Source organism: Acinetobacter amyesii, assembly GCF_023499985.1.
In the GTDB taxonomy this organism is placed as follows: domain Bacteria; phylum Pseudomonadota; class Gammaproteobacteria; order Pseudomonadales; family Moraxellaceae; genus Acinetobacter; species Acinetobacter amyesii.
Genome location: NZ_JAMCOU010000037.1, coordinates 114995 through 127144 on the forward strand (window position 1 = coordinate 114995; position 12150 = coordinate 127144).

The window sequence follows — 12150 nt, forward strand, 5'->3', positions numbered from 1 at the left end:
AAATCAGGAAAAGTCATGCCATTATTCGTCGTAAGCTGTACAGATAATGAAGGTACAGTGGAAAAGCGCCTTGCGGTTCGTCCTCAACATCTTGAACGTCTACAAAAACTTGATGATGAAGGTCGTCTGATTGTTGCAGGTGCGATGCCTAAAGATCCGGCTAACCCGCAAGCTGGTTTTTATGGCAGTACGATCATTGTCGATTTTGATAGTCGTGAAGCCCTAGACCAATGGTTGGCAGATGAACCTTTCCTCAAAGAAGGGGTTTATGGCCAAATTGATGTCAAACCATTTAACAAAGCATTTCCTAAAGGATAAGGTTCATGCGCGTCGTTGTTTCTAGTTTACTGGGCTTATCTTTAATTTGTTCAACTGCATGGGCTGAAGAACCCGCTCCTGCACCTGCTGTAGCCCCTGCTGCTCAAGCAACGACTGCAACACCTCCTCCAAATCCTGTGCCGCATACCATTCCTGCCAATAAACCGGGCATCATTAAAGTGGCGGCAACCGTCAATCCCAATGGTCAACCTCAAGATGCAAATCCATTGACCATTGAGCAATTGGCAAAAAATAAAGCGCTGCAAGATGCCAAAGTCAAAGCGATGGTCAAAGACCAATCTGTACGCTTACAACAGTTAGAAAAAGCTAACCTTGAAGCCTTGGCGCAAAACCAAGAATTACAACTTAAAAATGATAGCTTGGGCGTACAAGTACAAGTGCTGCAAAGTGAACGTAGCGCGCAGATGTTTTTATATGGTGGTACCACGCTTGGTGTTGGCGTGATTTTAGGTTTCTTGTTGGCCAGTTACGTCTATACCAAACGTCGTCGTCAATGGTAATTCGTTTTTCTACTTCAATTTAAAGGTTGCTTGAGTTTTGTCAGGTGCAATTCAGACTGCCGATCTCGATTGGCAAATGATCGATGGCATTGATATTCCAGTGTCTAGACAGTTTGGTGATGTGTATTTTTCGAAGGACAACGGCCTGCTCGAAACACGTCATGTGTTTTTAAAAGGAAATGACCTCGACACTCGCCTCGCGGCACTGACTGATTTTGAATATTTCAGTGTCGGCGAAACAGGTTTTGGTACAGGCTTAAATATTTTGGCCCTGTGGCAATTATGGCAACAGGTTCGTCCAAATAATCACAGTCATCTGCATGCCATTTCTGTAGAAAAATTCCCTTTATCTAAAGCAGACCTCATTCGTGCATTAAATGCATGGCCTGAATTACAACCTTTGGCACAGCAACTGATTGCGCAATATCCTGAACCCATTGCGGGATGTCATCGACTCAATTTTCCAGAAGAACGTTTTTCAATTGATCTTTGGTTAGGCGATGCACATGACGTTTTTCCCGTCATGGCAAAAACTGCTACGGTCAATGCATGGTTCTTGGACGGTTTTGCACCCGCCTGTAATCCTGACATGTGGGAAGAAAACGTACTCAAAAATATCGTACGTCTATCGGACATTGGGACGACCTTCGCCTCATTTAGTGTGGCAGGTGTACTGAAACGCGGCTTACGTGAGCATGGTATTACCATTACACGACCACGTGGCTTTGCGCATAAGCGTGAAATGCTCAAAGCCTTTTGGCTCGCACCTGAAAAGTTAGATGATCAATCCGTAGTTGCTGACATACCCACCTTAGACGAAAAAAAAAATTCTGAAATCACTGTAGGTCATAAGCCCCGTCAAATCGCGATTATTGGTGCTGGCATAGCTGGTTTGAGCTGTGCTTGGGCATTTGCTCAACGCGGGCATCAAGTGCGTATCTACGAGAAATCAGCACCACTCAGCGGTGGGTCGGGTAATCCTCTTGCCCTACTCAACCCTAAACTCTGTCCAATTGAACAAAGTGCTGAACATTTGATGACCTTGAGCTGGTTATATGCGCTCAAGCATTATCAAAACTTCAAGGCATTTCGTCCCTTACAGATTCACCAATCTATTTTAAAAAATAAAGCAGAGCACCTTGATTTAGCTCAAAGTTATCCTTCAGAGGTATTAGCTGCTGAAGAAGGCACGCTAAATCAATTAGCCTCAACATATCCAACCTTGCTCTTAAAACAAGCAGGTGCAGTCAGTCCACATCAGCTTCGTGACCAAATCTTGGCACATCCACACATTGAATTGTTACAAGCAGATATTCAACGCATTGAGCAACAACAAAATGGCGTTGCGCTATTTACACAGGATCAGCAGCTTCCATCTGCCGAGCATGTCATTCTCTGTGCGGCACGTGACAGTATGCAGCTACAAACAGATTATCCAGAGCTGCGTGCCATTCGTGGACAAGTCAGTTGGTTGAACAACCGCGCTCAACAAATGGATATGCATACAGCCTATAGTTATGGGGGCTATTGTATGCAACTGGATGCCGAACAGATGATTATGGGCGCGTCATTTTATCCCGGCCGTGATGACACCGACGTTCTCACTGAAGATCATGTGCATAACTATGAACTTATCCACAGTGTGTTCCCTGACTTTGCAAAAACCTTAGCACCGATTGAACAATGGCAAGGACGTGCCGCAATTCGCGCACAGACAAAAGACTTTTTCCCGGTAATTGGTGCAGTCCATGAAGATCAGCACATTTATAGCTGTAGTGGACTCGGTTCTAAAGGTTTCCTGTATGCCCCGCTCTGTAGTGAAATCATTGCCGCGTTGGTCTTAAAAGAAGCCTGCCCTATTCCAACACAGCTACTCGATAAAATTCATGCAGCACGTTTTATACGACGCGCCAAAGCCAAACAAAAAACTAAGAAGCCTTATTTTCAGGGTCAGATGCTGTCATCTCCACCTCAAAAAAATAACCTGCAATAAAAAAGCGCCTTTCGGCGCTTTTTTTGATTCGATCTCATTTCCCTTGTTCCAAAGGAAGACCGGCATCACGAGCAGCACGCGTGCCGCCCATTAAGATTACATATTCACGTGAGCTGTCAAAACCCTCTAGTAACTCTGCTGCACGTGGAGCTTTACTTCCACCACCACATAAAATGTAAATGGGTTGATCCGTTGACACCTGAGTCAGTGCATCTGATGACAATGCGTTGATCGGTCGGTTAACCGCACCTTTCACATGTGCTTCAGCATACGCACTTGCATCGCGAACATCCCAGATAATCGAGTCTTCTGGGAACTCAAATGTTGTAATTTCTTGTTTACGGATCATTGCACACTCCTTTTGATGTAAACAACACTTGGCAAATGAAGAAAACATCCCTAGCATCTCAGATATTCTTTCCCTTTGTAAAGGTCTAATCTATGCCTTCTTTTGATATTGTTTCCGAATTAGAAGTTTTTGAAGTAAATCATGCAGTTCAAAACACGCAAAAAGAAATAGCGACGCGTTTTGACTTCCGTGGTCAAGACGTTTCAATTGAGTTAAATGAGAAAAATAAGGAAATCAAAATCTCAACAGAAAGCGATTTCCAATGTGAGCAAGTGTATACCATGCTCGAAAATCATTTCTTCAAACGTAAAGTAGACATTCAAGCATTGGATCCACAAAAAATGACAGCTTCTGGTAAAAACGTCATTCAAGTGATCAAACTAAAAGACGGTCTTGACTCTGATACTGCAAAAAAAATCAATAAAGCCATTAAAGAAAGCGGCATTAAAGTGCAATCTTCTATTCAAGGCGACAAAATTCGTGTGACTGACAAGAAGCGTGACACTTTGCAACAAGTGATGGCGTTCTTAAAAGAGCAACAGTTTGGTGTGCCGCTTCAATTTAACAACTTTAAAGATTAAGGCAGCACAACTGCCATTGAGGTCAATATGGCACGTCCAAATCGTTTAAATAAACTGGTCAAAGCAAGCTCTAAATTACCGAAGGGTCTTCAGAGTCGTTTGCTCAGTCAAGCATTTGGTCGCGTCGTGCCTATGGTCGGTACCGCTAAAATTCGTTATCAACATGTCAGCCCTGAGCGTGTTGAGGTGAGCATCGCCAATCATAAGGCGATGCAAAACCATATCGGGCAAGTACATGCCTGTGCCATGGCGCTGATCGCAGAAACAGCCACAGGCTTTGTCACAGCAATGAACGTCCCAGACAGTGCCATTGTCCTGATTAAAAGCTTCAAAGTTGATTTTAAACGTCCAACCCAAGGTGGGATGAAAGCCATCGCAACGCTTACACCCGAACAGCAACGACAAATGCAAAGTACAGAAAAAGGTGAAACCGTAGTACAGGTCTTCGTCACCGATGAATCTGGTGAAGCACCGATTCAATGTGAAATGCTTTGGGCGTGGGTGGCAAAATCCGCTCTGAAAAATAAATAAATGTAAATAAAACTTACTTTTAGGTAAGTATAAGTTTTACCAAATTTCAGCAAAATCAAGACTGTTTTTTACTATTTATACGCCTTAATTCCGCTCAATATGCTTGCACGACACAAATATATTGAGCACTTTATGAAAAAAATCATTCCCCTTTCACTCATCAGCCTGGCGGTGTTTTTAACTGCATGTCAAAGTACTATTCCTGCAACGCCAACGACTCCAAATCAAGCGGCTGATAGCAATATTCAAACCAGCCAAGCAGCGGAAAATAAGAAAATCGTGATTGATTTTTATGAAGGTGTCTTTCTTAAACATCAGGTTAAGACATATGCTGACCGATATATTGGCAATCAATATATTCAACATAATCCGCATGTACCTGATGGCAAAGCGCCATTTGTCGATTACTTCACCCAATATTTTAAACAGAATCCTGAAGCAAAAAACCAGATCAAACGTGCCGCTGCCGAAGGTGATTTGGTCTATTTACATGTGCACTCTACGCAAAATAAGCAAGACCGTGGAGAAGCCATTATTGATATCTTCCGTGTTGAAAATGGCAAGATCATCGAACATTGGGATGTGCAACAGAGCATTCCTGAAACCAGTGCCAATTCAAATACAATGTTCTAAGTTTTAATTCGTGATTAATAAAAAAGCCACTCGATTGAGCGGCTTTTTATTGCATCTAACTTTAATTAAGCTTGATCAGCAGCAAATTTAGCTTTTGCATCCGCAGGAATTTGACGCTTAGCACCTTTCACATCCACAGCGACAAATGTAAACACACCTTCGGTTACGCGAATTGGATCACGTGAGCTGTCATGGCTATCCCAAACTTCAATCTGCATTTGGATAGAGGTATTACCCACTTTTAAAATTTTGGTATATACACTGATGACATCCCCGACTTTCACTGGAACAAGGAAGGTCATTTGGTTAATTGAAATCGTTGCACAGCGTCCTTGACTGAAACGCTCTGCGTGAATTGCACCGGCCAAGTCCATTTGTGACACGATCCAACCACCGAAAACATCACCACTCCAGTTGGTGTCTGCAGGCATCGCGATGGTTTGTAGGGAAAGCGTTCCTTCAGGTTTTACATGAGTTTCTGACACTTTAGCTCCTGGCGCTGACATTTATTGAGGTAGATTTAACTGCTGGTTGAGCCATTGTTGTAACTCACCAGCACGCATTGCACCACTTATTCTAGCAATTTCGTTGGTTTTATTCATCAAAACCAGTGTAGGAATACTACGAACATTAAATGCACCGCTCAATCGAGGGTTTGCTTCGGTATCAATTTTGGCAAAAACCACCTTCGGATTTGATTTTGCAACTTGTGCAAAGTGTGGCGCCATCATCTTACATGGGCCACACCATTCAGCCCATAAATCAATCAGCACAGGTAAATCACTATTGCTAATAAAGTTGGCAAAGTTCTTTTCATTCAACTCGATGGGCGCCAGTGGAATCAATGCTTGATGACATTGACCACATGCAGGTCCAACTTCGAGTTTTTCTTCAGGTACACGGTTTTTTGCACCACATTCAGGACACACAACGATCATTTAGCTGACTCCAACATGTTGATGTAAAAATTCTAATTGGGTTGCCATGGCTTTTTCAAACCATTGCCCGTGATAAATATCAAAATGTTGCATTTCCCACTCATAATACTGCACATACGGTGCAATATTGGTCGCAGTTTCTCGGCTTGATTCAATGGGAATCAAACTATCTTCTTTGGCTGCAATAAAAAGTACTGGTATGCTAATTTTACGGACATCCAAAATTGGACGATAACGAATTAACTTAAAAAAGGCCCGAGCCGGAATTTCGCCACTCCAATAAAAATCAGGATTTACAATCGATAAATAGCCCGCATAACTGTCTTCAGACTGTAAAAAACATAATCGATGTGGATCGACTACAGGCAAAGTCGTTGGGCTCATCCCAACTTTAGACCCCATATAGTCCTGACTTGATAATTTTAATGCTTTGGGTAATTGCTGTAAGGGATACAATTTTGCACTTTCAGCGCCGTCGACAAATGGGACTTGTACCATCAGCGCTTTAATATTTTTAAGCTCTGCCGCCAAACTGAGTACATAGCCACCACTCAGCGATGTTCCCCATAATACAATGCGTCTCGAATCAATCGATTTACGCTGCTGTAAATGATCAATCATGGTCCGCCAATCTTCAAGTTGAGCTTTAAGATTCACCAACTCTCTCGGACGCCCTGTACTGCCACCCCAATAACGATAATCAAACAACACGACAGCATAACCCGCTTGTACAAAGCGTTTTGCATATTGCACTAATTTAAATTGGCGTAATGCCGCTAAACCATGTGCCATGAGAATGACTGCAGGTTTTTCAACAGATTTTGGACGATAAAAGTCAGCAGCTATAACATCTTGTCCGCTTTTGACATACAGTGGTTCGACTGTATAGGCGTGCATACGCGCTCCATTGCGTTATTTTATGGTTGTAATCGCTTATAAAAATTTAAGAACATTCTGCTCAAGTTTGTGCTTAATGCTATCATAAAACATAATTCTACGAATTAAATTATGGAGTGACTCAATGAGCGAAAATGTTGGTTTTGCAGGTCAAATCGGCCCAGAACATGTAGCGCAAGTGGTTGAAAAAGGCTTTAAATCGATTATCAATAACCGCCCTGACATGGAAGGTGGTCCTGAGCAACCAACCAGTGCTCAAATTGAAGAAGCAGCTCGTACCGCTGGTTTAGATTATGTTCATCAACCGGTTGTTGCGGGTCAAATTTCTGAGCTAGATGTCCGTAACTTTGCTAATCATTTTAATGAATTGCCAAAGCCAGTTCTCATGTTCTGCCGTACAGGTAACCGTTCAAATAATCTATATCAACTAGCAAAACAGATGGATCTTTTGGATGACTAAGGCTTTCATTCAAAAAGCTATATTGATCGCAACGTGCATTTTTTCAGCACCTACATTTGCAGACAATAACAGTCAGCCCTTAAATGCAAATTTAAGTGTCTCTGGACAAATGACCACAGATAAGTTTTCAAGTTTACTCAAACAACTTAAATTTAAATCTGTAATTGTGAATCGACCAGATAATGAGGCGGGCAATGAAGTGACTGTTTTACAGTTACGAGGCATTGCGGAAAAGTCTCATGTGAGTGTTGTGTATCAACCTGTGCAAAGCGGTAAAATTTCTCAAACAGACGTGAAGGAATTTGCCAAATACTATAATGAGCTTCCTAAACCCATTTTGATGATTTGTCGCAGCGGCTCTCGTTCGACAGCTCTTTTCAATCAAGCTAAGGCTCAAGGTTTGCTCAATGAATAAATTCGTGTTTACCGTTTTATTTACAACGTTGTTGCTAACAGGGTGTAATTCTATGAATGTACGTCCAACCGTTGGTGTAAGTGTCGGGACTACACTTTAAATTCTCAGTCCCTAAAATAAAAAACAGCGCCGAAGCGCTGTTTTTTATTTTTATATTATTTAATATTTAACCAAGATGTTACGCTCTTACCGCCTGGAACACTTGAAATGATTTTTACATCATCTCCTGCTGTACAGCCTTTCAAGCGAACTGTGTAATTCACTAGGTCATTTCCATTATTTGCGAATGTACTTGGTGTTAATAAAGCCATAGTATTCGGAACGGTTAAATTTCCACTTCTAATTTCAGCTTCACAAGATAAATTTTTATAAGCGATTTCAGGAGTGCCCGTCACAGTTGATGCAATCCCCCCCTTACTCCCCATTCCAGTTGAATCAATTATTACAGCATAATCAATATTATCAATGGTTACAATTAGAGTAGTATTTGGTTCTGCCCCTGAAACTTTCAAGATTTGTTTAGTTGAGTCTGTAGCATCTAATTGAAGTTTAGCTTTAGGTTGAAAATCACTATTATCTTTCACTGCTACAGAAATAGTTGTACCTGATGGCATCGGCACTGTTTTTTGCGAGTTGCCAAACACTTGGAAGCTAAAATTGCCTGAACCACTTGTAATGAACCCATTACTATCAAATCCTGTATTCCAAACAAATGTTGGTGTGTCGTGTGCAAAAGAGAATACCAATTGTTGGCGGAGTACTGCACTTAGACCACTGTCGCAAGTATTTGGGATATTCGGTTGTGCAAAGCTAGAAATCGCGCATTGTAATGCACCAGCGGCTTTTTGATAAATGAATTCACCTACACTATGTAGATTATCTTCGTTATCATCCTTAAAGAAATCGCCAATATTATCAGTTAAGGTATCCGTGCCTGCTGTATATAAATTGTCGCCATTATTATCTATATAACTCTTGTCACCTTCAACATAGGCTAAAACAGTCACACGGTTATCTAAAGGTCTTGGGCTCTGAGTCGTTAAAGTCACAGAGCAAACACCTTTATCATCCGTCATACAGTTTGAATCAACTTTACCGCCTTCGCTGACAAAACTGATGACTGTATCTTTCGGTACAGGGTTACCTGTACGGTCACGCATACGGGCAACGATCGTTGCAACATCCCCATCAATATCTGTACGTAAAGACTGTTTAGAAACAGATAGACTGACACCATTTTGTGTAACGCGTCCAGAAGAAACCTTCACGCCTTTAGAAATTGCTGATACAGTTGGAGATGCGACCAATGTTGCTTTAATCTCTACAGGGCCTGGAATATTACCTGGATATAAATTAACAACAATTTTACCTTTAGAATCACTTTTTAATATTTGGGTAGCGCGGTTATTCAATGTCACAAAATTAAGATCATTTGGCGCTTTTTCCAAAGAGACCTCTACGTCTTTATCTTTTGCAGGAACACCATTGGCATAAAGCGTAAACTCAATAGAGTTAGATGCTGCAGATCCACTGCTCTTTATACCTAAATTAACATCAGCGGCAGTTGTATAAACTAGAGAATCTGCTGCTACCGCTGCAATATTAAGTGTTGTTGTAACAGTGGCTGAGCTGCTTGGCGAAGATGCTGTAACAACAACAGGGCCTTCACATAAATCACCATTCGAAGCAATGGCTTTATATGAAGTAATAACATTGCCTTGATTTGATGAAATTACAGATGCAGGATCGAATGTTCCACAACTTGCAGTAAAGTTCACCGTTACATTGTTTTGCGCTTGAGAATTTTGATTTAAAGTTTTTAAAGTAATATTTGTAGAAGCGCCAGATGAAAGACCAGCAGCTGCAGCAGATATATTTGATAAGACAACATTTAATGACTGTAAACTAAAGACTGCATCTTTTGCTGTAACGGTATTACCATCATATTCAGCACTTGCTGAAATTTTGTAGGCACCTGTACTGCTCAAATTTTCAGGTGTTACTGAAATAGTTGCTTCACCGTTTGCATTAGTCACAACTGCAGCATTAGAGCTGCCAAAAGTGACTCCACCAGTTGAAGTAAATGTAACGATTGCTCCACTAACACCATTTCCAGACTGATCTGTCACTTTTACAGTAGCTGTTACACCCTCTGCAGTAATAACCGTAGTCGAATTACCATTCAAATCTTTCAGCTGAATTGCGCTAGCATTCAGCGATTTGACTTCTTCACCAGTATTGGGATTTGTTGAAGAACCACCAGAATTTGCCCCTTCATTAAAATAACCATCACTACCACCACCACCACAACTAGCCAACAATACGGCTAAAGCTATAGCTGACAGTTTCATAGTCACTTGTTTTTTTTGCATGGAATTCCCCCAAAACCCTCAATATATATAGAGTTGTTATAAATATTTATTGGTTGCTATGTAACCATAATTATAGCTTTATGTAAACACAAGGAATACAAATGTTTGATATGTTAAATTTGAAGAATGAAGGAGAATTTTATGTACGACATCATCATTATCGGTTCAGGAACAGCAGGCATTTCAGCCTATAAAGAAGCAATTAAAAAAACACAAAATCTTCTTATCATTAATGATGGGCCTTGGGATACTACCTGTGCACGCGTTGGTTGTATGCCAAGTAAAATACTTATCTCTACTGCCAACCGTATGTACGAAATAAGACATGCAGATAATTTAGGACTAGATGTCAAAAGTGAAATTGATACCTCTAGCGTCATGCAACATGTTCAAACCTTACGTGATCGTTTTACAAGAGCCACGTTAAAAGATGTTGAAAGTTGGCCAAGCCAACATAAAATTTCAGGTAAAGCTGAATTTATTGATTCAAATACCATTCAAGTAAACAACCAAACATATCAAGCCAAGTCATTTATCCTTGCTGTAGGTACAACGCCTGCTATAGATACAGAACAAAAACAAATATTAGGCGATAAATTAATTACGTCCGATCAAATATTTGAGTTAGAACAACTACCAAAATCTGTCGCAGTTATTGGAAGTGGCGTGATCGCTTTAGAATTGGCTCAGGCTTTAACACGGCTTAATGTAAACACCACTGTTTTTGCACGTAGTCGAAAAATTGGCTCATTGACTAGCCCCATATTACAAAAGCTCGCACAGGAAGAGTTAAGTAAAGAATTAAAGCTAAAGTTTGAAATTTTACCTGAACATTACTCTCTTGAAGGCGATCTAGTTCATTTAACCTATACTGAAGAAAACGTACAAAAGTCGCTACAAGTTGACTATGTTTTAGCTGCAACTGGCAGACGTACATTATTAAATACCTTAGGTTTAGAACGTATAAGTGCAGAATTTAAAGATATTAAAAATTTACCGATCAATCCGGATACAAAGCAACTAGCTGATTATCCAATTTTTATAGTCGGTGATGCACATACCAATACCCCTATCCAACACGAAGCAGCTCATGAAGGTAAATTTACAGTACAAAACTGTTTAAACTTTCCACAAATTAAATCCATCAAGACGCTAACCCCTTTAGGCATCTTATTTTCTACACCACAAATGGCAACTATTGGTCAAAGCTATAAGCATCTACAAGATAAAAACACAGAATTCGTCATTGGTTACGTTTCTTATGAAAAACAAGGTCGTGCGATTGTTGCTGCTAAAAATAAAGGGGCTGCCGAAGTATATGTGGATACAATTAACCATACACTATTAGGAGCTGAGCTATTCTGTGCAGAAGCTGAACATTTAGCACATTTGCTAGCTTGGATGATTTCAGAAGAACTAAGCATACATGAAATTTTGAATAAACCGTTTTATCATCCGACATTAGAAGAAGGTTTAAGAACAGCACTGAAACATGCAAGACGACAGCTCAATCAAGCTTAGTCTATAAATGTCTCAGGGAGTATAGTAACCACTCATATTCCCTGCAGAAAACCCTGCGATAAAAGCATATTCGATATAAAATTGAGTCAGATTCAATCCATATAAAACCAAACAAACCACTACAAAGACCACCAATGCTGACATCACACGCGCAGCTTTATGTTCTGCCTGATTATATTTTGATGTTTGAATTACCACATTTTTCAATTTATTTCGATTGATATAAAACTGCTTAAAAATAGGCAATCGAATAATCAAAATATGCATCAGCACAATACCTATAAACCAATGCAAACCTGCAACCCAATAATTAAATAACAAATGCTGTAGATACATGACCACACCGATCAGAATCAGCGATAAGACTAAATTTAACAGTAAGTAATTCGGATAAAATTTTCTGTACATCAAGAGTTTATAATTATTTTATGAATGATTTCAGACTATATCTTTTCCCCAAGCATAAAAAAAGCCCCCTGCTATTTGCAGAGGGCTTTTGGAATAATGAGCTGGCGATGACTTACTCTCACATGGGTAACCCCACACTACCATCAGCGCTAAGAGGTTTCACTTCTGAGTTCGGGAAGGGATCAGGTGGTTCACTCTTGCTATTGTCGCCAG

15 protein-coding genes and 1 rRNA gene are annotated in these 12150 nt (G+C 40.5%); 9 read left to right on the plus strand and 7 right to left on the minus strand.

Annotation, left to right across the window (positions count from 1 at the left end):
• Positions 1-15 precede the first annotated feature (15 nt).
• From M5F03_RS14480 to mnmC, 3 genes are read left to right on the plus strand one after another with little or no spacing between them, the layout of a single operon-like run.
• A complete protein-coding gene (locus M5F03_RS14480; protein ID WP_078191312.1) occupies positions 16-318 on the plus strand; it encodes a YciI family protein in 303 nt (100 codons plus the stop codon).
• A gap of 5 nt (positions 319-323) precedes the next feature.
• Positions 324-839: an SH3 domain-containing protein gene (locus tag M5F03_RS14485; protein WP_078191313.1), complete on the plus strand. Its 516-nt coding sequence runs from the start codon at positions 324-326 to the stop codon at positions 837-839.
• A 37-nt stretch (positions 840-876) separates the two neighbouring features.
• Positions 877-2832 (plus strand): bifunctional tRNA (5-methylaminomethyl-2-thiouridine)(34)-methyltransferase MnmC2/FAD-dependent 5-carboxymethylaminomethyl-2-thiouridine(34) oxidoreductase MnmC1, encoded by a 1956-nt coding sequence (gene mnmC, locus M5F03_RS14490; RefSeq protein WP_249708745.1) that lies wholly within the window; start codon positions 877-879, stop codon positions 2830-2832.
• 34 nt (positions 2833-2866) lie between these two features.
• On the opposite strand, the gene M5F03_RS14495 is transcribed toward mnmC, so the two are convergent.
• Positions 2867-3181 (minus strand): rhodanese-like domain-containing protein, encoded by a 315-nt coding sequence (locus M5F03_RS14495; protein ID WP_078194202.1) that lies wholly within the window; start codon positions 3179-3181, stop codon positions 2867-2869.
• Between the two features lie 92 nt (positions 3182-3273).
• Between M5F03_RS14495 and M5F03_RS14500 the strand changes: the two genes are divergently transcribed.
• The 3 genes from M5F03_RS14500 to M5F03_RS14510 all read left to right on the plus strand — a co-directional run bounded on the left by M5F03_RS14500 (position 3274) and on the right by M5F03_RS14510 (position 4926).
• Positions 3274-3762 carry a YajQ family cyclic di-GMP-binding protein gene (locus M5F03_RS14500; RefSeq protein ID WP_078194203.1) on the plus strand — a complete coding sequence of 163 codons (489 nt, stop codon included), beginning with the start codon at positions 3274-3276 and terminating at the stop codon, positions 3760-3762.
• A gap of 27 nt (positions 3763-3789) precedes the next feature.
• Positions 3790-4293, plus strand: coding sequence for a DUF4442 domain-containing protein (locus M5F03_RS14505; RefSeq protein WP_249708746.1), 504 nt, complete (start codon positions 3790-3792; stop codon positions 4291-4293).
• Positions 4294-4425: 132 nt separating this feature from the next.
• Entirely contained in the window at positions 4426-4926 is a 501-nt protein-coding gene (locus M5F03_RS14510; protein WP_249708747.1) for an ester cyclase, read from the plus strand.
• A 65-nt stretch (positions 4927-4991) separates the two neighbouring features.
• Here M5F03_RS14510 and M5F03_RS14515 read toward each other — a convergent pair whose 3' ends face one another.
• The 3 genes from M5F03_RS14515 to M5F03_RS14525 are packed head-to-tail and all read right to left on the minus strand — an operon-like array spanning position 4992 to position 6761.
• A complete protein-coding gene (locus M5F03_RS14515; RefSeq protein ID WP_078191328.1) occupies positions 4992-5411 on the minus strand; it encodes an acyl-CoA thioesterase in 420 nt (139 codons plus the stop codon).
• A 21-nt stretch (positions 5412-5432) separates the two neighbouring features.
• Positions 5433-5864, minus strand: coding sequence for a thioredoxin TrxC (gene trxC, locus M5F03_RS14520; protein WP_078191319.1), 432 nt, complete (start codon positions 5862-5864; stop codon positions 5433-5435).
• Positions 5865-6761 (minus strand): alpha/beta hydrolase, encoded by an 897-nt coding sequence (locus tag M5F03_RS14525; RefSeq protein WP_180147171.1) that lies wholly within the window; start codon positions 6759-6761, stop codon positions 5865-5867.
• Between the two features lie 124 nt (positions 6762-6885).
• Here M5F03_RS14525 and M5F03_RS14530 point away from each other — a divergent pair, with 124 nt between their 5' ends.
• Both M5F03_RS14530 and M5F03_RS14535 read left to right on the plus strand, forming a co-directional pair.
• The gene (locus tag M5F03_RS14530) at positions 6886-7221 is read left to right on the plus strand and encodes a protein tyrosine phosphatase family protein (RefSeq protein ID WP_111885430.1); all 336 of its coding nucleotides are present in this window, start codon (positions 6886-6888) and stop codon (positions 7219-7221) included.
• Positions 7214-7636: a protein tyrosine phosphatase family protein gene (locus M5F03_RS14535; RefSeq protein ID WP_249708748.1), complete on the plus strand. Its 423-nt coding sequence runs from the start codon at positions 7214-7216 to the stop codon at positions 7634-7636. Before M5F03_RS14530 ends, M5F03_RS14535 begins: the two co-directional genes overlap by 8 nt.
• 155 nt (positions 7637-7791) lie before the next feature.
• Here M5F03_RS14535 and M5F03_RS14540 read toward each other — a convergent pair whose 3' ends face one another.
• Positions 7792-10008 carry an Ig-like domain-containing protein gene (locus tag M5F03_RS14540; RefSeq protein ID WP_249708749.1) on the minus strand — a complete coding sequence of 739 codons (2217 nt, stop codon included), beginning with the start codon at positions 10006-10008 and terminating at the stop codon, positions 7792-7794.
• A gap of 141 nt (positions 10009-10149) precedes the next feature.
• Here M5F03_RS14540 and M5F03_RS14545 point away from each other — a divergent pair, with 141 nt between their 5' ends.
• The gene (locus M5F03_RS14545; protein WP_249708750.1) at positions 10150-11529 is read left to right on the plus strand and encodes a dihydrolipoyl dehydrogenase; all 1380 of its coding nucleotides are present in this window, start codon (positions 10150-10152) and stop codon (positions 11527-11529) included.
• 12 nt (positions 11530-11541) lie between these two features.
• Here M5F03_RS14545 and M5F03_RS14550 read toward each other — a convergent pair whose 3' ends face one another.
• Together M5F03_RS14550 and rrf are read right to left on the minus strand one after the other, a co-directional pair.
• Positions 11542-11937, minus strand: coding sequence for a hypothetical protein (locus tag M5F03_RS14550; protein ID WP_249708751.1), 396 nt, complete (start codon positions 11935-11937; stop codon positions 11542-11544).
• 99 nt (positions 11938-12036) lie between these two features.
• A 5S ribosomal RNA gene (rrf, locus tag M5F03_RS14555) occupies positions 12037-12150 on the minus strand.

What these genes read in the sequence shown, in the direction of transcription:
- M5F03_RS14480 (WP_078191312.1), top strand. Translation starts at nt 16, where the DNA reads ATGCCATTATTCGTCGTAAGCTGTACAGATAATGAAGGTACAGTGGAA.
- M5F03_RS14485 (WP_078191313.1), top strand. Translation starts at nt 324, where the DNA reads ATGCGCGTCGTTGTTTCTAGTTTACTGGGCTTATCTTTAATTTGTTCA.
- M5F03_RS14495 (WP_078194202.1), bottom strand. Translation starts at nt 3,181, where the DNA reads ATGATCCGTAAACAAGAAATTACAACATTTGAGTTCCCAGAAGACTCG.
- M5F03_RS14500 (WP_078194203.1), top strand. Translation starts at nt 3,274, where the DNA reads ATGCCTTCTTTTGATATTGTTTCCGAATTAGAAGTTTTTGAAGTAAAT.
- M5F03_RS14505 (WP_249708746.1), top strand. Translation starts at nt 3,790, where the DNA reads ATGGCACGTCCAAATCGTTTAAATAAACTGGTCAAAGCAAGCTCTAAA.
- M5F03_RS14510 (WP_249708747.1), top strand. Translation starts at nt 4,426, where the DNA reads ATGAAAAAAATCATTCCCCTTTCACTCATCAGCCTGGCGGTGTTTTTA.
- trxC (WP_078191319.1), bottom strand. Translation starts at nt 5,864, where the DNA reads ATGATCGTTGTGTGTCCTGAATGTGGTGCAAAAAACCGTGTACCTGAA.
- M5F03_RS14525 (WP_180147171.1), bottom strand. Translation starts at nt 6,761, where the DNA reads ATGCACGCCTATACAGTCGAACCACTGTATGTCAAAAGCGGACAAGAT.
- M5F03_RS14530 (WP_111885430.1), top strand. Translation starts at nt 6,886, where the DNA reads ATGAGCGAAAATGTTGGTTTTGCAGGTCAAATCGGCCCAGAACATGTA.
- M5F03_RS14535 (WP_249708748.1), top strand. Translation starts at nt 7,214, where the DNA reads ATGACTAAGGCTTTCATTCAAAAAGCTATATTGATCGCAACGTGCATT.
- M5F03_RS14540 (WP_249708749.1), bottom strand. Translation starts at nt 10,008, where the DNA reads ATGCAAAAAAAACAAGTGACTATGAAACTGTCAGCTATAGCTTTAGCC.
- M5F03_RS14545 (WP_249708750.1), top strand. Translation starts at nt 10,150, where the DNA reads ATGTACGACATCATCATTATCGGTTCAGGAACAGCAGGCATTTCAGCC.
- M5F03_RS14550 (WP_249708751.1), bottom strand. Translation starts at nt 11,937, where the DNA reads ATGTACAGAAAATTTTATCCGAATTACTTACTGTTAAATTTAGTCTTA.